Origin of the sequence: Frigoribacterium sp. VKM Ac-2836 (assembly GCF_013248995.1) — a bacterium.
GTDB lineage: Bacteria > Actinomycetota > Actinomycetes > Actinomycetales > Microbacteriaceae > Frigoribacterium.
The window spans coordinates 1,092,129-1,112,084 of sequence record NZ_JABRPK010000002.1; the positions used below are offsets into that span (position 1 = coordinate 1,092,129).

The following is a 19,956-nucleotide window of genomic DNA, read 5'->3' on the forward strand; positions in this document are numbered from 1 at the left end:
CGCGCGAGCCGAGCCGTGATGCGACCCGCAGCTGGCGTAGGCCAACGTGCTCGTTCGTCGTCCAGGCCGGATGACCCGACCGATACTTCTCGTTTCGCACGTTGACCGTCGCGGTGGACCGTCGGTCGAGCGAGGGCGGCGTGTGCCTCACCTCTGCCCGGACCCGACGGCGAAGCCGACCCGGGTGAAGCAGTCCTGGGCCTCGGGTGAGTCCGCGTCGAACGGGAACGGCTCGTCGCTCTCGAGGTCGGACTTCAGTGCTGCCTCGTCATAGCCCTCTTCCGTGACACCGAGCTCGGCCAGACAGCGCGTGGCCACGGTGAGGGGATCGGCGATGAGGTCCGGGTTGCTCTGCTGGACGGAGAACAGCGACTCGATGGGTGCCAGCTGCGCTGAGCACTCCTTGCCCGCCTCCATGTACTTTTCGACCTCGTCTCGAGTCGAGAGGCCGTTGGGTGGGGTGATCCTCATCGTGCCGTTCTTGTTGCGGGCATACTCTTCGTCGGCATAGCCGACGTCCTTCATGCACCGTGTGTAGAGGTCGAAGGCGGCGTCGTAGTCAGCTTGAGGGATGCTGCCCGTCGTGACGGCACGTTTCAGGGCCTCGATGACGAACGGGTCCTGTTCTTGCTGCAGCTGGCGTTCGAACATCTCGATCAGACTTCCCGCCATTTTCTCGTCGGACTTTCCGTCGTCGTAGGTACTCGACGTCGTCGAACAACCGGTGAGGAGCAGGGTGGCGATGAAGATGGCGCTGAGCGCTCGTGTGCGCGACATGAGACCTCTCGATCCGGATGGCAGGTGGGTGAGGGGAGGGCGGGCGTCCGGGCCCGCCCTCCCGGAGCCGATCAGCGGAACTGGTACCAGGCCTGACCGGAACTCAGGCCGCAGCTCGCTTTCGCCCACGTGCTCGCCGAGGCCCAGCCCGACAAGGACGACGCGCATCCGTGCTGCGCGTACGAACGACCCTGAGTTCCGCCGGATGTCGTCGTGGAGGCTCTGGCCTGGACGGGGGATACGGACGCTGTGCCGGACCCGGCGGCCTGGGCCGGGACGCTCGCGGCGAGGGCGCCGCCGAAGGCGAGAGCGCCGGCGAGGACGATGGTGCCGAGAGATCGGCGTCGTGTGATCTCCATGGAGTCTCCTTTGACTCGTTCGTCATCCAGGCCGGGTGACTCAACCAATACTTCATGTTGCTCACACGAATGTCAAGCATCGTACGTGACGACCTCGCGACGCGACGACCTCGCGGGGTGTCCGTGGGGCTGGTGGGAGCACCCAGCTTCGGCGGCGCATGATCGAGGCATGCCCGCTCTGACCGAACCGCTCCGCGCCCGTCTGCAGTACACCTTCAACGGGCAGTACACGGGCACGCCCGAGTGGGTCACCGATCTCGAGAAGGGCGACGACGAGGGGTTCTTCCTGCCGGGTTCGGCGGTGTGGGCCGTGCACGGCGCCATGTCGACGATCCCGGCGGGGGTGCGCGCCTTGCTCGTCCAGGCGTTGCATCCCGGGGCCCTCGCCGGTGTGCACGACCACTCGCGTTTCCGCGAGGACCCGCTCGGCCGTCTGGCCGGCACGATCCGCTGGATCTACACGGTCTCGTACGGCAGTCGCGAGGCCGCGACCCACGCGTCGAACTGGGTGTCGCGCCTCCACACGAAGGTGGTCGGCAGCTACGACGACCGCAACGGCGTGAGCCACGACTACGCCGCCAACGACCCCGACCTGCTCAGCTGGGTGCACATGGCGTTCGCGGATTCGTTCCTGGCCGCCTACCTCGAATGGGGTCGCGAGCCCGTCCCCGGCGGGCCCGACGCGTACGTCCGCGAATGGGCGACCGCAGGCGAGCTGATGGGCGTGCCGAACCCACCTCGATCCGTCGCCGAGATGCAGGAGCAGTTGATGGACTTCGACCGACGCGGCGTGCTCGAACGCACGGCCCGCACCGACGACGTCGTCAAGTTCATCAAGCGTCCGCCCCTCTTCCCCGCGCTCAAGGTCGGCTACCCGGTCCTCTTCAACGGCGCGGTCGGCACGCTCCAACCGCGCTTCCGCGAGCTGCTCGGGCTGCGCGCACCGCACGTCGGGCCGATCGCCCTGCCGACCCGGGCACCGGCCCAGGCCATGCTCGCCGGCGTCGGGGGAGTCCTCGGCAAGCGACCCGTAGCCGAGGGACACGCCCTGGCGCGCCTCGAGCGCATCGGCTGGACGGCCGGCTGAGCCGTCGCCCGGCACCGCTCCGGCTCGACCGCACGGCCCCCTGACCGGGGAGGGCGGGGCCGGGTGCCCCCTGGCAGGATGAGCCGGTGACCGACACGAACCCCCTCGCCGACGCGAGCGACGCGGGCGAGGCGACCCGCGCCTCCTCGGCTGGGCGGCACTCGACGAGACGGTGGCTGGTCGAGTTGCTGGTGATCGTGCTGGTCGGGCTGGTGTTGTCGTGGGGCGTGCGCACATTCCTCGTGCGGAGCTTCTCGATCCCGTCGGGGTCGATGGAGCAGACGCTCATGATCGGGGACAGGATCATCGTCAACGAGCTCTCGCCCGGCGTGATGCCGTTGCACCGGGGTGACATCGTGGTCTTCGAGGACCCGGGCGGGTGGCTCGGCTACGGAGACGACGCCGGACAAGACCTGGTGAAGCGCGTCATCGGTCTGCCGAGCGACCGGGTCAGCTGCTGTGACGCGGACGGGCACGTCCTCGTCAACGGTGAGCCGCTCGACGAGCCGTACCTGACCCTGACCGACGGCGGCCCCCGGGCCTCGGCGACGGACTTCGACGTCACCGTGCCCGAGGGCGCGCTCTGGGTGCTCGGCGACAACCGTGACCACTCGGCCGACTCGCGTGCGCACCGGACCGGACCCTACGAAGGCTTCGTGCCCCTGGACGACGTGATCGGACGCGCCTTCGTGATCAGCTGGCCGATCGACCGGTGGCAGCGGCTCTGAGCGATCCCGCCCGGCCCGCGCCGGCCGTCAGCCCGCGGCGATGAGGCGGTCGCGGACCTCGCGGCGCAGCACCTTGCCGATCAGCGACTTGGGCAACTCGTCGAGCTGCACGACCCGGCGGGGCACCTTGTACGCGGCCAATTGGCCGCGCGAGGCGTCGCGGATGGCCTCGGCGTCGAACGAGGCGCCCGGCTCGAGCACGACGGCCGCCACGACGTCCTCGCCGCCGCCCGAGCGGGGCAGACCGACCACGGCCACCTCGGCCACGCCGGGGGCGTTGCGCACGGCCTCCTCGACCTCGGAGGGGGCGACGTTGAAGCCGCCCGTGACGATGAGCTCTTTGATGCGGTCGACGATCGTGACGTAGCCGTCGGCGCTCATCGTGACGATGTCGCCCGTGCGGAACCAGCCTCCCTCGAGAAAGGCCTCGGCGGTCTCGTCCGGGCGGTTCCAGTAGCCGCGGAACACCTGCGGCCCGCGCAGCAGCAACTCGCCCGCGGCACCCGGCACGACCGGGCGGCTCGGATCGGGGTCGTCACGGTCGACGACCATCGCCTCGGTCGAAGGGAAAGGCACGCCCACGGTGCCGACGCGGCGGGTCGGGCCGATCGGGTTGCCCAGGGCGACCGGCGAGGTCTCGGTCAGGCCGAAGCCCTCGACGAGCATGCCGCCCGTGACGCCCTCCCACGCCCGGACGACCGTGCTCGGCAGGTTCATCGCCCCCGAGATGGCGAAGCGGGCCGACGACAGGTCGACGTCGCGCTCGCGGGCGGCGTCGGCCAGCCGCTGGTAGATCGGGGGCACCGCCGGCAAGAAGGTCGGCGGGTGCTTCTTCGCGGCCTTGAGCACGAGGTCGACGTCGAACTTCGGGAACAGGACGAGTCGCGCACCGATGCTCATGGCGAAGGTGAGACAGAGCGTCAGGCCGTAGGCGTGGAAGAACGGCAGGACGCCGTAGACCGTCTCGTCGCCGTCGACCAGGCCGGGAACCCAGGCGCGACCCTGCGCGGCGTTGCTGCGGAGGTTGCGGTGGGTGAGGATGGCGCCCTTCGGCGACCCGGTGGTGCCGCTGGTGTACTGCAGCAGGGCGATGTCGTCGACGTCGGGGCGCGGGTGCTTCTTGCGCAGCGGACGGTTCGCCAGCAGGCCTTGCCAGGTGAGGTCGCCCTCGGCCCCGTCGGTCAGGGCCGCCCGGCTCTTCTTGGCGGCGGGCACCGGCAGCTTGAGGGCGAGGCGCGTGCCGAGCGGCATGCCCTTCGTCACATCGACCGAGACCACCGTCGAGAAGCCGATGTCGGCGGGTAGGGCCCTCAGCCGGTCGACCAGCTTGTCCCACGCGATGGCGATCGTGGCGCCGTGGTCCTCGAAGAGGTGCCGCAGCTCGCGGTCGGTGTAGAGCGGGTTGTGTTCGACCACGACGGCGCCCAGGCGCAGCACGGCGTAGAACGCCACCACGTGCTGCGGGCTGTTGGGAAGGATCAAGGCGACCCGGTCGCCACGACCCACGCCGAGCCTCCTGAGGCCCTCGGCCGCGCGCGCGACCTGGTCGCCCAGGTCGCGGTAGCTGGTCTCACGGCCGAAGAACTCGAGGGCCGGCTTCTGCCGGTACGTCGACACGGCGTCGTCGATGAGGTCGACGAGGCTGCCCGTGACGGGCTCGATGTCGGCGGGGACGTCGGGGGCGTAGCTGTGCAGCCACGGGCGGTCGATCGGGGCGGTCATGCCACCACTTTGGCAGGGCCGGGTGATGATCCTCCGGGAGGCGCGGGTCACGTCGCCGAGGACGCCCCCGGTCGGGCCCGCGCAGGGACGGTGGGCCCGCGCCGCCTCAGCGCGCGTCGCGCCCGGTCAGGGCGAGCAGGCGGATGCGCAACGGGGCGTCGTCGTCGACGGGCACGGGCGAGGCGAAGAGCCCCGACGCCTCGAGGGCGTCCTTCTGCGGCGCGAAGACGCCCCAGACGGCCTCGACCAACGTGTCGTCGAGCTCTTCGTCGGTGCCCACGGCGCGGGCGAGATCCCAGGTGTGGATCGTGACGTCGGCGACCTGCTCGGCGAGGTACTCGTGCACGGGCACCACGTCGGCGCTCAACCGCACCTCGGCATGGGGATCGGCTGCGCTCCAGGCGGCGGTGGCCGCGCTCGACCACCGGTGCCAGGCCTCGACGAGGTCGTCGCCGAGGGGCTCGATCGCGTTCTCGGCCTCGGCGGGGTCGCCGCCCTCGAGCAGCAGCGGAACCCACTGCTGCTCACGGGTGACGTGCCGCACGAGGTCGCGCACCTTCCACTCGGTGTCGGGTGTCGGGGCGTCCCAGTCGGCCACGGCCTCGACACGGCGGGCGAACTCGTCGTGGGCGGTCTTCTGCAGGGTGATCCAGTCGACGGTCATCGGGAGTCCTCTCGGGGTGGGGCAGTGGCTCTCGGCGTCAACCGCGCGGGACGGCACGGTGTTCCCGAGAGCACTGCCCCGATGGTAGGACCGTCGGCTAGGGTCGTCGGCATGACCCTCGGCCTCTCGGTGCTGGCGCCCTTCGTGGCGTTCGTCGAGGCCGTGCTCTCGGCCGGTGGTGCACCGCTGTCGGCGGTCGTGCTCGTCGGTCTGCTCGGCGCCGCCACCGCGGTGGTCGCGCTCGGCGTCGCCCGTGTCGTGCTCACGCTCTGTGGACTGGCCGGGGCGGTGCCCGAGGTGACCCTCCGCGAAGAAGCGGGCACGCGCCTCCTCGTCTGGCGACGTGACCCCGACGCCCGAGGGCACGTGCGGTCGCGGGCGCCCGGGCGGGCCGTCCCGGCCGCCTGAGCGCACCCACGCCCGCGTCGATCCGACGCCCCGGCGGCCAGAAGACACCCACCGTCTCTCTGACCGAGGAGTCCTCATGGACCTGTCCACCTTTCCCCCGATCGCCGTCGTCCTCGGCGGTCTGCAGTCGCTCGTCACCACCCTCGGCGTTCTCGTCGAACCCGTCGCGGGGGCGTCCGCCGCCGCGTTCGGCGTCGTGTTGCTCACTCTGCTCGTCCGGCTCGTGCTCGTGCCCGTCGGCGTCTCGCAGGTACGCGCCGAGATCGCCCGGCGCCGACTGGCTCCGGCGATCGCCGACCTCACCCGCCGCATCTCCGACCCTCAGGCCCGCAGCAAGGCGCTGATGGCGCTGTACGCCTCCGAGAAGGTCTCGCCGGCGGCCGGCTGCCTGCCGACGCTCGCGCAGGCGCCCGTGCTCACGGCGGTCTACTCGCTCTTCGCGCACTCCGAGATCGCCGGTCACGCCAACACCCTGTTGACCCACACGCTCGGCGGAGCCGCCCTCGGCGCCAACCTGTTCGTCACGCTCGGGACGGGCCTCGCGGCCATCTGGCCGTATCTCGTGCTGCTGGTGGTGCTCGGGATCGTCGTCGAGTTGGGGCGCCGCGCGAACCTGCGGTTCACCGGGGCCACGGCCGGTGTCGTCGGACCGGCGGGCGGGGCTCCAGGTCAGGAGGCGCTGGCCGGCCTGGGCGGGATGCTTCGGTGGTTGCCGTACGTCAGCGTCGTGTTCGCGGCGTTCGCCCCGCTCGCCGCTGCTCTCTACCTCGTGACCAGTGCGACCTGGACCCTGGGGGAGCGCGCCGTGCTGCGGCGTGTGCTCGCGCGGTGACGCAGAAGGGCCCGCCCTCGCCGTGCGAGAGCGGGCCCTTCTCGGTGTCGCCGACTACGCAGCGAGCGTGAACTGGATCTCGAGCGTGACGGTGACGTCGTTGCCGAGCGTGAAGCCGCCGGCCTCGAGCGCGGCGTTCCAGGTGACACCGAACTCGGTGCGGTCGATCTTGGTGGTCGCCGAGAAGCCCAGCTTGGTCTGGCCGTAGCCGTCGACGACGAGGCCGCCGAACTCGCTCTTCAGGGTGACGGGCTTGGTGACACCGCGAAGGGTCAGGTCGCCGTGCACGAGGAACGCGTCGTCGCCCTTCTCCTCGATGCTGGTCGACACGAAGGTCATCTTGGGGTGCTCTTCGGCGAGGAAGAAGTCGCCCGTCTGCAGGTGACCGTCGCGGTCCTTCTGGTTCGTGTTGACCGAGGCCACGTCGATCGAGGCCGTGACCTTCGAGGCGGTGTGGTCCTCGGCCGTGACGAGCGAGGCGTCGAAGGACTCGAACGAGCCCTTGACCTTGCTGATGGCCAGGTGGCGGACGCTGAACGAGACCTCGCTGTGGGTCGGGTCGAGGTTCCAGGTGCCGGCGGGGATCTTCTCTGCGGTGATGGTCATGGTGTTCTCCTGTACGTGTGAGGTCGAGATCAAGGTCGATGACGTGTCATCGAAGCTGGTACGAGTATATGCAAGCGCATCCAGCCGGACAACATTCCCGGGATGTCCGGACGGTGTCGAGGTGGTGTCGGTCAGCCGGACCGGAGTCGGTCAGGCCGCGGCTCACGCCGGTCGGCGCTCGGGCGAGACCGTCTTGGCAGGGTCCTTCTCGGCGAGGTCGCCCAGGGCCTCGTCGATGCGCGACATGACGTCGGCGGGCAGGGTGACCCCCGCCGCCTTCACGTTGTCGGCCACCTGCTCGGGACGCGAGGCCCCGATGATCGCAGAAGCCACGTTGTCGTTCTGCAGCACCCAGGCGATGGCGAGCTGCGCCATCGAGAGGCCGAGATCGGCCGCGATCGGCTCGAGCTTCGCGACGCCGGTCAGCACCTCGTCGGTGAGGAAGCGCTTGATCGTGTCCGCCCCTCCCTTGTCGTCGGTCGCGCGGCTGCCTGCGGGCAGCTCGGCGCCCGGCTTGTACTTGCCCGTCAGGACGCCCTGGGCCACAGGTGACCAGACGATCTGGCCGAGGCCGTGCTGCTTGCTGGCCGGCACGACGTCGGACTCGATGACGCGCCAGAGCATCGAGTACTGCGGCTGGTTCGAGATGAGCTGCACGCCGTGCTTCACCGCGAGTTCGTGACCGGCGCGGATCTGCTCGGCCGTCCACTCGCTGACGCCGATGTAGAGCGCCTTGCCGGCCCGGACCACGTCGGCGAAGGCCTGCATGGTCTCTTCGAGCGGAGTCTCGTGGTCGTAGCGGTGCGCCTGGTAGAGGTCGACGTAGTCCGTGCCGAGGCGTCGCAACGACCCGTCGATGGACTCGAGGACGTGCTTGCGGCTGAGGCCCACGTCGTTGTGGCCGCGCGGGCCGGTGGGCCAGTAGACCTTCGTGAAGATCTCGAGGCTCTCGCGACGCTCGCCCTTGAGGGCGTCACCGAGTACCTGCTCGGCCGCCGTGTTCGCGTAGGCGTCGGCGGTGTCGAAGGTCGAGATGCCCGCGTCGAGGGCCGCGCGGACGCACTGCGTCGCCACGTCGTTCTCGACCTGGGACGCGTGCGTCAACCAGTTGCCGTAGGTGATCTCCGAGATCTTGAGTCCGCTGTCGCCGAGGTGTCTGAATTCCATGCCCCCACGCTACGCGTGACGGCGGACGCGGCAAGGGGTGTGCGGTGGACTCGTGAGGCGTACAGTGACGATTGATCAGATCGTGTCCCCCGCCTGGGGGACACAATCCGTCGGACGTCGCCGTCCCCATCGGGGCGGGGGGTCCGAGGCTCCTGCTGACCCGACCCGACTGGAGCACCGCCGTGACCTTCGACCCGCTCCTCGCCGCCCCCGGCCCCGTCCTCACCCCGACGCTTCCCGCCACACCCGTGACGCCCGTGCCGAATCGCGGCGGCCTGCCCGTCGTCCCGGTCGAGCAGGCGTCGGCAGCCCTGCCCTGGGTCGACTGGTCCAGCGTGCAGTGGGCCGGCTTCGTGCTGCTCGCCGTGCTCGTCGCCCTGACACTCGTGGTCTCGATCCGGCGTCTCGCGCGGAGGCTGTACCTCGTCCGTGAACAGGAAGAACTCGGCCGTCGCGACCTCGACGGCCCGGTGCTGCCCTCGGCTCACGCCTTCACCGCGCTCGTGCCGGCGTCCGGACCGGCCGGGCTCGCCGTGACCCTCGACCTCCTGGCGAGGCAGCAACACCCAGACGTCCACGTCCTCGTGGTCGTCGACCCGGAGGACCCGCTGACGCTCGACGTCGCGACCTCCGCCGTGCGGCGTCACCCCGGACGCGTGCAGGTCGTCGAGACCCGGTCCCTCGGCGGGCGGCCCGCTACGGCGGCCTCGTCGCTCGCCGACGGACTCGCGGAGGTACGTGACGGCGTGGTCGGTGTCTTCTCGGCGGGCGACCGCCCGCACCCCCGGCTCTTCGCCCTCGTCGACTCGGTCCTGACCCGCACGGACGCGGACGCGGTCCAGCACGCCAGCCGACCGGCGCTCGAGTCCACGCGCTGGTGGGCACCCCGGTCGGCCGTCGACCGGTGGTGGTGGTCCCGGTCGGTCGTCCGCTCCCACGGCCGGGCCGGCTTCGTGCCGTTGTCGGACAGCACGCTCTTCGTCCGTCACGCGTGGCTGGCCTGGTCGGGTGGCTGGGACGCCACCGGCGTCGAGGCGGGCCTCGACCTCGGCGTCCGCATGACGGTGGCCGGGGCCCGGGTCGTCATCGCGACCTCGGCCGAGACGACCACGGTCGAACGCTCACCGGGTGGGCTCCGCGACCTGGTGCACGTCCGCGCGACGTGGGTCCGCGGGTGCCTGCAGGTGCTCGGCAAGGGGGACTGGCGTCGACTCCGGCCGAAGGCGCGGCGTCGTGCCTTCGGCGTGCTCGTCGAGCCCCTGGTCGACGCGGCCGTGACCGTCGTCACGACCGTGGCGTTGCTGTCGACCGTCCTGGTCGGTGCTCCCGCCCTCGTGATCGCGCTCGCGCTCGTGCCGGTACTGCCCTGGGTCCTCGCGCAGCTCCTGGACGTCGGGGCGACGACGGAGGCGGCCGCGGAACAGGGGCGGAGGGCGACGGGCCGGGAGCGCCTCCTGGTCGTCGTCGGCTCGGTGCCCGACCGCCTGATCGGCCTCGCCGCCGTCGTGGCGGCGGTCGGGGCCGAGCTCGCGACCGCTCGGCCGGTAGTCGTCGACCCGCCGTCGTCGAGCATCCTGCTGCCCGGCCGACACCCCGTGGGGTTCGACGAATCCGCCGCGAGATGAACGGCAGGTTTCGCCTGCCTGGCAGTTGGCCCGGATGACCGTACCCCGACCAAACCGATTCGCCGACGCCCCCCGAACCGGTGTCATGCCCGAATCCGAGGCCCCCGTTCAGGGGGCGCGTCCCGACCGCGCCGCCTCGACGAACCCGAGGCCGCCCCTCCGCCTCGTCGCCCGAGTGAGAGAACTCGCGACGTTCGGTCTGGTGGGCGGCATCGCCTTCGTCGTCGACGTCGGCGTGTACAACCTGCTGCGCGCCACCCTGCTCGACGACAAGCCGATCGGTGCCAAGGTCATCTCGGTCCTCGTCGCCACGGCCGTCGCCTGGCTCGGCAACCGGTACCTGACCTTCCGTGAGGGTCGCAACCAGGCCGTCGTCCGCGAGGCCGTCACCTTCGGCCTCGTCAACGTCGGCGGCCTCCTGATCGCGTCGGCGTGTCTGTTCGTCTCGCACTACCTGCTGGGCTTCACGAGCCAGCTCGCCGACAACGTGGCAGCCAACGGCATAGGTCTCGTGCTCGGCACGGCCTTCCGCTACGTGGCCTATCGCCACCTCGTCTTCCGCGGCTCGCCCGCGGTCACCACCCCGGCCGACACCCCCGACGAGTCGGCCGAGCTCGCCACCGTCACCGCCCCCGCGCGGACCGACGACCCCACCCGACAGAACACCCCGCAGACCCACCTGCACCCGACCCACTGACTGGAGAGTGATCCTGTGTCGACTGACCCGACCCAGATCCCGACATCACATCTCGCAGCGGGCGAACCCGCCCCGTTGCTCACCCCGCAAGCGCCTGCCGACCCGTCGCAGTTCGTGCCGAACCGTGGCTCGACCGGCGCCGCCGAGTCGATGATCGGCTTCCAACTGCCCGACTGGTCGCCACTCGAGTGGATCGGCTACTCGTCGCTGATCCTCGTGACGATCCTGCTGACCGCGGTCGCCGTGTCGACCCTCTGGTGGATGCTGCACGCCTGGCGGTCGAAGGACAACCTCGACGACAGCCAGTTCAGCGAGAACCCGCTCGACGCCGCCCACTCGTTCACCCTGCTCGTCCCCGGTCGGCACGAGGAAGAGGTCATGGGCCAGACCCTCGACCGTCTCGCCCTGCAGGACCACCCGGACTTCGAGATCATCGCCATCGTCGGCCACGACGACCCGGGCACCGAGCGGGTCGCCCGCGAGGCCGCCGCCCGGCACCCCGAGCTGATCCGCGTGATCGTCGACTCGAGCGTGCCGAAGAACAAGCCGAAGGCGCTCAACCTGGCGCTGCAGTCCTCGCGCGGCGAGATCGTCGGCGTGTTCGACGCCGAGGACGAGGTGCACCCGCGGCTGCTGACCCTCGTCGACTCGCGGTTCACCGAGACCGACGCCGACGTGGTGCAGGGCGGCGTGCAGCTGATGAACTTCCAGAGCAGCTGGTGGAGCCTCCGCAACGTGCTCGAGTACTACTTCTGGTTCCGGTCACGCCTGCACTTCCACGCCAAGGAGAAGTTCATCCCGCTCGGCGGCAACACCGTCTTCGTCCGCAAGGACTGGCTCGACTGGTCCGAGGGCTGGGACGCCGAGTGCCTCGCGGAGGACTGCGAGCTCGGTGTCCGCCTCTCGAGCGCCGGTGCGAAGGTCGTCGTGGCCTACAGCCCCGAGGTCGTCACCCGTGAGGAGACACCCGGAACCTTCGTCTCGCTGCTCAAGCAGCGCACCCGCTGGAACCAAGGCTTCATGCAGGTCTACGGCAAGGGCGAGTGGAAGAAGCTGCCCCGTCTGCGCCAGCGCCTCATGGCCCGCTACCTGCTGACGATGCCGTTCATCCAGGCCGCCACCGGTCTGCTCATCCCCGTCTCGATCATCCTGATCCTGACCACCAAGGTGCCGACCGCCATCGCCCTCGTCTCGTTCGTGCCCCTGGCGCCGACGCTCGTGCTGCTGGCCGTCGAGTTCACCGGTCTGCGCGAATTCGGCCGCGTCTACGGGCAGAAGGTCCGCGCCCGCGACTACTTCCGTCTCGTCTGGGGTCTGCTGCCCTACCAGATCTTCCTCGCGCTCGCCGCGGTCCGGGCGGTCTTCCGTCAGCTGCGCGGCCTCAACGCGTGGGAGAAGACCGAGCACACCGGTGCTCACCGCGACGAGGTCGCGACCGAACCGCAGGAGGCGCCCAGCGCCTCCCAGCAGGAACCCGCCATGGCCATGACCGGAGGTGAGCGATGACCAGCACGCTGAACCGCCCCCGCGCGGCCGACACCACCGTGTCGAACGGCCCCGGCACCCCCGTGGTGCCCACCAAGGACCCGCGTGGTGCGAAGTCCACGTCGTGGCTGCGTCGTCACGGCGCGAGCCTCGCGTGGCTGCTGCCCGTGCTCGCGATCGCGGCCGTCGTCATGGCGTTCAACATGGACGGTTCGCCTCAACGCATCGACGACGAAGGCACCTACGCCGCCCAGGCCTGGGCGATCCAGAACCTCGGTGAGATCACCCACTACACCTACTGGTACGACCACCCGCCCGTGGGGTGGCTGCAGATCTCCGCCTACACGGCCCTGACCGGTGCCTTCTCGCGCTACGACGTCGCCGTGCTCGCGGCCCGCGAGGCGATGCTGTTCTTCACGGTCGTGTCGGTGGCGCTCGTCTGGCTGCTCGGCCGCAAGCTCGGCCTCGGTCGACCCGCAGCCGCCGTGGCGGGTCTCGTGTTCGCCGTGTCACCGCTGGCCCTGCAGTTCCACCGCACGGTCTACCTCGACAACGTCGCCACCCCCTGGCTGCTCGCCGCGTTCGTCTTCGCCCTGAGCAAGCGGTACCAGCTCGCCGGCTTCGCGGCCGCGTCCCTCTCGTTCGGCATCGCCGTGCTCTCGAAGGAGACGTACCTGCTGGCGCTGCCGTTCCTGGCGTGGATGATGTGGCGGGGTTCCGACAAGTCGACCCGCCGCTACACCCTGTCGATCGCGGGCAGCCTGCTCGTGCTCGTCGGCCTCGGCTACGTCGCGCTCGCCGCCGTCAAGGGCGAGTTGCTGCCGGGCGCCGGCCGGGTGAGCCTCCTCGAGGGCATCCAGTTCCAGCTGGCGACCCGTGAGGCCAGCGGCTCGGTGTTCGACACGGGCAGTCTGTTCTTCGCCACGGTGTCGCAGTGGTGGCAGCTCGACCAGGTGCTCATCGTGCTCGGCACACTCGCGTCGATCGTGGCGGTCTTCATCAAGAAGCTGCGTCCGCTCGGCGTCATGATGGTGTTCCTGATCGCTTTCATGTTCCGCCCGGGCGGCTACCTGCCGGTGCCCTACGTGATCATGCTGCTGCCGTTCGCGGCGCTGCTCGTGGCAGCCGTCACGGACCACGCGGTCACGGCCTTCCGTGCCCGCCGGGCCGGCGCCCTCTCGACCGCTGCCACCCGCACCGGTTCGATCGCCTGGCTCGCCCTGACCCTCGCGGCCGTCGTGGCGATCGTCCCGCTGTGGGCCGTGCAGTTGCGTGGATTCCTGGACAGCGACCTCGACGCGCCCATGCGCAACGCCGAGACCTGGGTCGAGAGCAACGTGCCGAAGGACAGCCGTCTGTTGGTGGACGACGCCGTGTGGGTCGACCTGGTCAAGGCCGGCTTCGCCCGTGAGAACGTCATCTGGTTCTACAAGATCGACACCGACGGTGCCGTCCAGGCGCAGTCGCCGAACGGCTGGCGCGACTCGGACTACCTGTTCGAGACCGAGTCCGTCCGCACCTCGGGGCCCACCTCGCCAGAGATCCGCGAGGCCCTCGCGAACTCGACCGTCATCGCCTCGTTCGGCGACGGCGACCAGCAGGTCAACGTCCGGCAAATCGACAGCCAGGGTGCCGCTCAGGCGCAGACCGAGGCGGAGGACGCCGCCTCGGCCCGCTCGCAGGCCGGTGCCGAACTCGCCCAGAACCCGAACCTGCAGATCTCGTCGACCCTGTCGACGGCGCTCTCGGACGGCCGCGTCGACCCACGCGCGATCATCGTGCTCGGTCAGCTCGCCGCCCTGGGGCCGATCTCGGTGGCCGATCCCGAGGCTCTTCCGGGCGAGCAGGAGGCCCTGTTCCGGCAGTTCGACGTCACCCCGCAGGGTGGTCAGTCCGTCGACGAGCTGCGGACGACGCTCGAAGGCCTGGGCAGCGTCTACGTCCCCGAGTCGGCCGTCCCGTCGGGCGACGGACTGCGCGTGACCTTCTCGGCCGTCGCCCCGACCGGAGTGCTCACCGACTGATCGCCACGCCGGTGCCCGCCCCCGGGCGGGCACCGGCACCTCCTCACCGCGTCCCACCCCCTCGGGGTGGGGCACCCGACCGGAAAGGACCAGCCTCATGGCTTCCCTCTCACGCACCACCGGTACCACCGCCGCCATCGCCTCCGCACCTCCCGCCCGGCGCCGTCGTCTCGCGACGGTCCTCGCCCTCACCGCAGCCGCGGGCGTCGCCCTGGCCGGCTCGCTCGTCGGCGTCTCGCCCGCCCACGCCGCCGACGGCGACGGTTGGGTGCGCGTCGGGCACCTCTCGCCCGACACGAAAGCGGTCGACGTCACGCTGACCTCGTTGAAGGGCGGCCAGGTCGTCATGGACCTCGACGACGTCACCTACGGCCAGGTCAGCCCGTACCAGGCGCTGGCAGCCGGCACCTACGTGGTCTCGATGACCGCGGCGGACGCGCCCACCAACGCGAAGCCGGTCATCACGTCGAACATCACGGTCGACAGCGGACAACCCATCACGGCCGTCGCGTACGGACCGAACGACGACCTGAAGACCCAAGTCTTCACGGACGACCTGACGGCCCCGGCCGACGGCCAGGCGAAGGTCCGCCTGGTGCAGGCCGCGAACGTCAGCAAGACCGTGACGGTCGCGACGAGCACGGGCACCACCATCGCCGAGGATGCGCCCTTCGGCAGCGCCAGCGGCTACGCGCAGGTCGCCGCCGGCCCGTGGACCCTGGACCTGACCGGTCAGAAGGTCACGGGCACCAGCGACGTCGACCTCACCGCGGGCAGCATCAACACGCTGTTCGTGCTCGACAACTCCACGGGCGGCATCACCATCGTCCCGGTGGTCGACAGCGCGGCGACCGCCCAGGCGCCGGTCGGCGGCGTGCAGACCGGTGGTGGCTACCTCGCCGAGCACCCGCAGAAGGACGAGGCCAAGGGCCTCTGGGCGACCGTGCTCGGCTGGTTCGGGGCCTGACGCCCCGTTCCCTCGCGGTAGGACGAGGAGGCGCGGTGGGCGACCGACCGCACCGCGCCTCCTCGGCTCCCCGCCGGGCCGCTCGACCGATCACCCGCACCATCGACCGGAAGAAGAGAACGACATGACGAAGAAGACGAAGGCGCTGCTCGCAGCGGCCGTCGTGGTGGCCCTCGCCATCACGGCCGGCGTCGCCTCTCTCGTCGTCGGAGGGTCCGCGGGCCCGTCGACGGACCGGGCAGGCGGAGGCGCGGACGCGACCGGCACCCCCGGCGCAGGCACCGCCACCCCCCGGTCCCGAACCGCATCCGAGATCGGCGAGGACTTCCTCGCCGACTACGTCGACGACGACGGACGCGTCGTCCGACGCGACCAGGGCGACGACACCGTCAGCGAGGGGCAGGCCTACGGCATGCTCGTCGCGGTCGCCGTGGGCGACGAGAAACGGTTCGACGCCATCTGGACCTGGACGAAGGACGAACTCGTCCGCCCCGACGGTCTGCTCGCCTGGCAGTGGAAGGACGGCGCGGTCGTGGACGACATGCCGGCCAGCGACGCCGACGTCGACGCCGCACGGGCCCTGGTGCTCGCCGGCTCGACGTTCGACCGCCCCGGCCTCACGACCGAGGGTGTCGACCTCGGCGCCGACGTGCTCGACGAGATGACCGTCTCGACCGACGTCGGCCGCATCCTGCTGCCCGGCCCGTGGGCCAGGGGCCCCGGCCCGTGGTCGTACAACCCCTCGTACGCGTCGCCCGCCACCTTCGCGCAGCTCGGCACGGCCAGCGGCGACCCACGCTGGGCCGAGCTCGAGGTCGGTTCACGCGCCGTGACCACGAACATCCTCGCCTCGACGGCCCTGCCGAGCGATTGGGCCCAGGTGCGACAGGACGGCACGACCGTCCCGCTGCCCAGCGCCGACGGCTCGTCGGGGAGTGTGCAGTACAGCTACGACGCCGGCCGGCTAGCGGTGCGCTACGCCGAGTCCTGCGAGCCGGAGGACGTGGCCCTCGCCGCGAGGATGGCCACGGTGCTGCAGCGGTACGACGAGCTGCCGATGCAGCTCGACCTCGGCGGCCAGTCCGTCGGTTCGGATCGGAGCCCGCTCGCCTACGCCGCACGCGCGGCGGCCGAGGCCAGCGACGGCCAGCACGACCGGGCCGCCGACGACCTGCGGACCGCCGACGCCCTGTCGCAGTCGACCCCGACCTATTACGGTGCCGCCTGGGCGGCCCTGGCCGCCCTGCAGCTCGAGGGTACGCAGCTCGGTGCCTGCTCGCCCCTGGCGGTGGCCGGATGAGCCTCGCGACCTTCGTGGCCGGCCACCGAGCCGCCACCCTCGCCGCCGGAGCCGCCCTGGTTCTGGTCGTGGGCGGGGTGACCGCCGCCGCCGTGGCCGCCCGGTCCGAGGATCCGGTCACCCCGGCGGTGGCCACAGCCGCGGCCCCCTCGACACCGGACCCCGGCAGCGGGGCCGCGGGAGGCTTCCAGGACCCGGCGGCGCCGTCGTACACGGCGCCCCCGGCGGATGCCACGCCCGTCCGGGTGCAGATCCCCTCGATCGGTGTCGACTCCGGTCTCGAAGACCTCGGTCTCGGTTCGCAGGGAGAGCTCGACCCGCCGAAGGAGTGGCAGTCGGCCGGGTGGTACGGCGACGGCGTCGTACCCGGCGCCGTGGGCCCGGCCGTCATCGCCGGCCACGTCGACTCGGGCAGCGGTCCCGCCGTCTTCGTCGACCTGGCGAAGCTCGTGCCCGGCGACGAGGTGCAGGTCACGCTGTCGACGGGATCGGTCGAGACCTTCCGCGTCACCGGCAGCGAGCGCACCCCGAAGGCGACGTTCCCGACGAGCGACGTCTACGGCGCGAGCCCGACCCCCGGCCTGCGGTTGATCACCTGCGACGGCACCTTCGACCGGTCCACCGGGCACTACGTCGACAACCTGATCGTGTTCGCCGACCTGGTGACCTCGTGACGCGTGGCCGCCCCGATGGCCCGCACCGCGCCTCCTGACCTCCCCGCACCGACACCTCCGACTCCCACCCGACGGGAAAGGACCCCCGTGAACGACGCCCTCGTCATCATCCCGACCTTCAACGAGCGCGAGAACCTCGACTGGATCGTGGGCCGCACCCTGGCCTCCGGCGCCTCGGTCGACGTCCTCGTCGTCGACGACGGCTCGCCCGACGGCACCGGTGAACTCGCCGACGCCTACGCCGATCGCGACCCCCGCGTGCACGTGATGCACCGCACCGAGAAAGCCGGCCTCGGCGCGGCCTACCTGGCGGGCTTCGCCTGGGGTCTCGATCGGGGCTACGACGCCCTGGTCGAGATGGACGCCGACGGCTCGCACCACCCCGAGTACTTGCCCGGCATGCTCGAGCTGCTGCGCGAGAACGACCTGGTGCTCGGATCGCGCTGGGTGCCGGGCGGTGCCGTCGAGAACTGGCCACTGCGCCGGAAGCTGCTCAGCCGAGGCGGCAGCTGGTACACGCGCGGCGCCCTGGGCATCCGCGTGGCCGACACGACCGGCGGGTTCCGGGTGTTCCGGTCGTCGGCGTTGCGCCGCATCGACCTCGACCGGGTCGAGTCGCGCGGCTACTGCTTCCAGGTCGATCTGCTCTGGCGTGCACTCCAAGCGGGCCTGCGGGTGGTCGAGACCCCGATCACGTTCACCGAGCGCATCCATGGCGCCTCGAAGATGAGTGGCTCGATCGTCAGGGAGTCGTTGACCAAGGTGACCCTGTGGGGTCTGCGCCGACGGTCCCGTGCCCTCGTCGAGCTGGTCGTGCGACACCGTCGCCTGCCGAGTGTTCGCGCCACCTCGCACCGGGTCGGGCCCGTGCGCGGCGACGTGTCGACGCACTAGCAGGCAGGCGGTACGCGCGTGCCCGGAGTGGTCAGCCCCGGGCACGCGTCACCGGCGGGAACACCGCCGGGTGCTCGGGTCAGCGGACGATCGCGACCGAGTGCGCCGGGAGCAGCAGGCTCGCACCCGGGACGATCGACTCGTCGCTGGCGAACAGGACGGTCGAGGCGCTCACCGCGACCCGCGCCTCCTGGTCGGCGAGGTTGATCGCGATCTTCAGGTCGCCGCGGGTCAGGACGAGCCAGCGGGCGTCGCCGTCGTACTCGACTCCGGTCTCGCCGAAGCCCGGATCGGTCAGCGCGGGCTCGCTGCGCCTCAGGGCGCCGAGGCGACGGTAGGCGTCGAGCAGCACCGCGTGACGGCCGGTCTCGAGCTCGGACCAGTCGAGCTTGCTGTTCTCGAAGGTCGAGGGCTCCTGCGGGTCGGGCACGGACGACTCGTCCCAGCCCATCTTCGCGAACTCCGCGATGCGGCCCTTCGCCGTCGCCTCGCCGAGGTCGTGCTCGGGGTGCGAGGTGAAGAACTGCCACGGGGTCGAGGCGGCCCACTCCTCACCCATGAAGAGCATCGGGGTGAACGGGCCGGCCAGGGTCAGCGTCGCGGCGATGATCAGCTGCCCGTCGTCGAGCGTCGCGGCCAGACGGTCGCCGATCGCACGGTTGCCGATCTGGTCGTGGTTCTGGTTGGCCACGACCAGGCGCCAGGTCGGCATGTGCTCGGTGTCGACCGGGTACCCGTGCGTCGCCTCGCGGAACGACGACCAGGTGCCGTCGTGGAAGAAGCCCTTGGTCAGCACCTTGGCGAGGGCGCCGAGCGGCTCGAAGTCGGCGTAGTAGCCGGTCGTCTCGCCGGTCAGGGCGACGTGCACGGCGTGGTGGAAGTCGTCGCTCCACTGCGCGTCCAGGCCGTAGCCCTGGCGGTGGTCGGGGCCGAAGCCGCCGCCGTCGCGCGGCGTGATCAGTCGCGGGTCGTTGAGGTCGCTCTCGGCGATCAACGAGAGCGGGCGGCGCAGGTGGCTGCTGAGGGCCGCGGTGCGCTCGGCGAGCTCCTGCAACAGGTGGACCTCGCTGTCGTCCTTGAGCGCGTGGACGGCGTCGAGGCGCAGGCCGTCGACGTGATAGTCGTCGAGCCACATCGCCGTGTTGTCGAGGATGAACTCGCGGACCTCGTGGGCTCCGTCGTCGTCGAGGTTGACGTTGTCACCCCAGGTGTTGGCGTGCTTGCTCGACAGGTAGGGGCCGAAGAGCGGCAGGTAGTTGCCCGAGGGGCCGAGGTGGTTGTAGACCACGTCCTGCACGACACCGAGCCCGGCGGCGTGCGCGGCGTCGACGAAGCGCTGGTAGGCCTCGGGGCCGCCGTAGTTGTCGGTCACCGTGAACCAGTCGACGCCGTCGTAGCCCCAGTTCCAGCGACCGTTGACGCCGTTGACCGGCAGCAGCTCGACCAGGTCGACGCCGAGGTCGACGAGGTACGGCAGCTTCTCGATCGCCGAATCGAGCGTGCCCTCGGGCGTGAAGGTGCCGATGTGCAGCTCGTAGACGACCGAGCCCGCCAGCTGGCGACCGGTCCACGCGTCGTCCGTCCACGCGAAGGCGCCCGGGTCGTAGGTCTCGCTGAGTCCGTGCACACCCTCGGGCTGACGACGCGAGCGGGGGTCGGGCAGGGGCGTCTCGCCCTCGGGCGAGTCGCCGCCGTCGAGCACGAAGCCGTAGCGGTGGCCGGGGCCGCGGTCGAGGTCGGCGGGGGCGCGCCACCAGCCGGTGTCGGGCTCGGCCGCCAGCGGCAGCAGCTCGCCGTCGAGGTGCAGGTGCACGGTGGTCGCGTTCGGGGCCCAGACGTCGTAGACGCTCATCGGTCTCCTCGGGTTTCGTGGTCGGGTGGCCTGGACGTCAGGACATGCCGCTCACCTCTGGAGGTGAGCGGCATGTCGTGACGGCTCG

19 protein-coding genes are annotated in these 19,956 nt (G+C 71.0%); 12 read left to right on the forward strand and 7 right to left on the reverse strand.

Features of this window, described 5'->3' with window-relative positions; all coding sequences use genetic code 11:
• Positions 1 to 147 precede the first annotated feature (147 nt).
• Both HRF36_RS11495 and HRF36_RS11500 read right to left on the reverse strand, forming a co-directional pair.
• On the reverse strand, positions 148 to 777 hold the full coding sequence (locus tag HRF36_RS11495) for a hypothetical protein (protein WP_173209860.1): 630 nt from the start codon (positions 775 to 777) through the stop codon (positions 148 to 150).
• A gap of 71 nt (positions 778 to 848) precedes the next feature.
• Positions 849 to 1,136 carry a hypothetical protein gene (locus tag HRF36_RS11500; RefSeq protein WP_173209861.1) on the reverse strand — a complete coding sequence of 96 codons (288 nt, stop codon included), beginning with the start codon at positions 1,134 to 1,136 and terminating at the stop codon, positions 849 to 851.
• Positions 1,137 to 1,305: 169 nt separating this feature from the next.
• Between HRF36_RS11500 and HRF36_RS11505 the strand changes: the two genes are divergently transcribed.
• Both HRF36_RS11505 and lepB read left to right on the forward strand, forming a co-directional pair.
• The gene (locus HRF36_RS11505; RefSeq protein ID WP_173209862.1) at positions 1,306 to 2,223 is read left to right on the forward strand and encodes an oxygenase MpaB family protein; all 918 of its coding nucleotides are present in this window, start codon (positions 1,306 to 1,308) and stop codon (positions 2,221 to 2,223) included.
• 86 nt (positions 2,224 to 2,309) lie between these two features.
• Positions 2,310 to 2,951 carry a signal peptidase I gene (gene lepB, locus HRF36_RS11510; protein ID WP_371740129.1) on the forward strand — a complete coding sequence of 214 codons (642 nt, stop codon included), beginning with the start codon at positions 2,310 to 2,312 and terminating at the stop codon, positions 2,949 to 2,951.
• Positions 2,952 to 2,978: 27 nt separating this feature from the next.
• Here the strand turns inward: lepB and HRF36_RS11515 are convergent, their stop codons facing one another.
• Together HRF36_RS11515 and HRF36_RS11520 are read right to left on the reverse strand one after the other, a co-directional pair.
• The gene (locus HRF36_RS11515; protein ID WP_173209864.1) at positions 2,979 to 4,673 is read right to left on the reverse strand and encodes a long-chain-fatty-acid--CoA ligase; all 1,695 of its coding nucleotides are present in this window, start codon (positions 4,671 to 4,673) and stop codon (positions 2,979 to 2,981) included.
• A gap of 106 nt (positions 4,674 to 4,779) precedes the next feature.
• Positions 4,780 to 5,337 carry a TIGR03086 family metal-binding protein gene (locus tag HRF36_RS11520; RefSeq protein WP_173209866.1) on the reverse strand — a complete coding sequence of 186 codons (558 nt, stop codon included), beginning with the start codon at positions 5,335 to 5,337 and terminating at the stop codon, positions 4,780 to 4,782.
• Between the two features lie 111 nt (positions 5,338 to 5,448).
• On the opposite strand from HRF36_RS11520, the gene HRF36_RS11525 reads away from it, so the two are divergent.
• Positions 5,449 to 5,745 (forward strand): DUF6412 domain-containing protein, encoded by a 297-nt coding sequence (locus HRF36_RS11525; protein ID WP_173209868.1) that lies wholly within the window; start codon positions 5,449 to 5,451, stop codon positions 5,743 to 5,745.
• A 76-nt stretch (positions 5,746 to 5,821) separates the two neighbouring features.
• Positions 5,822 to 6,577 carry a membrane protein insertase YidC gene (gene yidC, locus HRF36_RS11530; RefSeq protein ID WP_173209870.1) on the forward strand — a complete coding sequence of 252 codons (756 nt, stop codon included), beginning with the start codon at positions 5,822 to 5,824 and terminating at the stop codon, positions 6,575 to 6,577.
• A 54-nt stretch (positions 6,578 to 6,631) separates the two neighbouring features.
• Here yidC and HRF36_RS11535 read toward each other — a convergent pair whose 3' ends face one another.
• Both HRF36_RS11535 and HRF36_RS11540 read right to left on the reverse strand, forming a co-directional pair.
• Entirely contained in the window at positions 6,632 to 7,183 is a 552-nt protein-coding gene (locus tag HRF36_RS11535; protein ID WP_054144994.1) for a YceI family protein, read from the reverse strand.
• 162 nt (positions 7,184 to 7,345) lie between these two features.
• The gene (locus HRF36_RS11540) at positions 7,346 to 8,350 is read right to left on the reverse strand and encodes an aldo/keto reductase family protein (RefSeq protein WP_173209872.1); all 1,005 of its coding nucleotides are present in this window, start codon (positions 8,348 to 8,350) and stop codon (positions 7,346 to 7,348) included.
• A gap of 182 nt (positions 8,351 to 8,532) precedes the next feature.
• On the opposite strand from HRF36_RS11540, the gene HRF36_RS11545 reads away from it, so the two are divergent.
• The 8 genes from HRF36_RS11545 to HRF36_RS11580 all read left to right on the forward strand — a co-directional run bounded on the left by HRF36_RS11545 (position 8,533) and on the right by HRF36_RS11580 (position 18,016).
• Positions 8,533 to 9,975 carry a glycosyltransferase gene (locus HRF36_RS11545; RefSeq protein ID WP_173209874.1) on the forward strand — a complete coding sequence of 481 codons (1,443 nt, stop codon included), beginning with the start codon at positions 8,533 to 8,535 and terminating at the stop codon, positions 9,973 to 9,975.
• A gap of 85 nt (positions 9,976 to 10,060) precedes the next feature.
• A complete protein-coding gene (locus tag HRF36_RS11550; RefSeq protein WP_173209876.1) occupies positions 10,061 to 10,672 on the forward strand; it encodes a GtrA family protein in 612 nt (203 codons plus the stop codon).
• 15 nt (positions 10,673 to 10,687) lie between these two features.
• Complete coding sequence (locus HRF36_RS11555) at positions 10,688 to 12,178, forward strand: glycosyltransferase (protein ID WP_371740130.1); 1,491 nt, start codon at positions 10,688 to 10,690, stop codon at positions 12,176 to 12,178.
• Entirely contained in the window at positions 12,175 to 14,181 is a 2,007-nt protein-coding gene (locus HRF36_RS11560; RefSeq protein ID WP_173209878.1) for a glycosyltransferase family 39 protein, read from the forward strand. The genes HRF36_RS11555 and HRF36_RS11560 overlap by 4 nt, the downstream gene beginning before the upstream one ends.
• Before the next feature lie 97 nt (positions 14,182 to 14,278).
• Positions 14,279 to 15,148 (forward strand): DUF4397 domain-containing protein, encoded by an 870-nt coding sequence (locus tag HRF36_RS11565; protein WP_173209880.1) that lies wholly within the window; start codon positions 14,279 to 14,281, stop codon positions 15,146 to 15,148.
• Between the two features lie 124 nt (positions 15,149 to 15,272).
• Positions 15,273 to 16,448, forward strand: a complete 1,176-nt coding sequence (locus HRF36_RS11570) for a glycosyl hydrolase family 8 (protein WP_173209882.1) — start codon at positions 15,273 to 15,275, stop codon at positions 16,446 to 16,448.
• Positions 16,445 to 17,122, forward strand: a complete 678-nt coding sequence (locus tag HRF36_RS11575; protein WP_173209884.1) for a class F sortase — start codon at positions 16,445 to 16,447, stop codon at positions 17,120 to 17,122. The genes HRF36_RS11570 and HRF36_RS11575 overlap by 4 nt, the downstream gene beginning before the upstream one ends.
• An 87-nt stretch (positions 17,123 to 17,209) precedes the next feature.
• On the forward strand, positions 17,210 to 18,016 hold the full coding sequence (locus tag HRF36_RS11580; RefSeq protein ID WP_371740131.1) for a polyprenol monophosphomannose synthase: 807 nt from the start codon (positions 17,210 to 17,212) through the stop codon (positions 18,014 to 18,016).
• Positions 18,017 to 18,095: 79 nt separating this feature from the next.
• Here HRF36_RS11580 and treZ read toward each other — a convergent pair whose 3' ends face one another.
• Positions 18,096 to 19,868, reverse strand: coding sequence for a malto-oligosyltrehalose trehalohydrolase (gene treZ / locus HRF36_RS11585; RefSeq protein WP_173209886.1), 1,773 nt, complete (start codon positions 19,866 to 19,868; stop codon positions 18,096 to 18,098).
• Positions 19,869 to 19,956 lie beyond the last annotated feature (88 nt).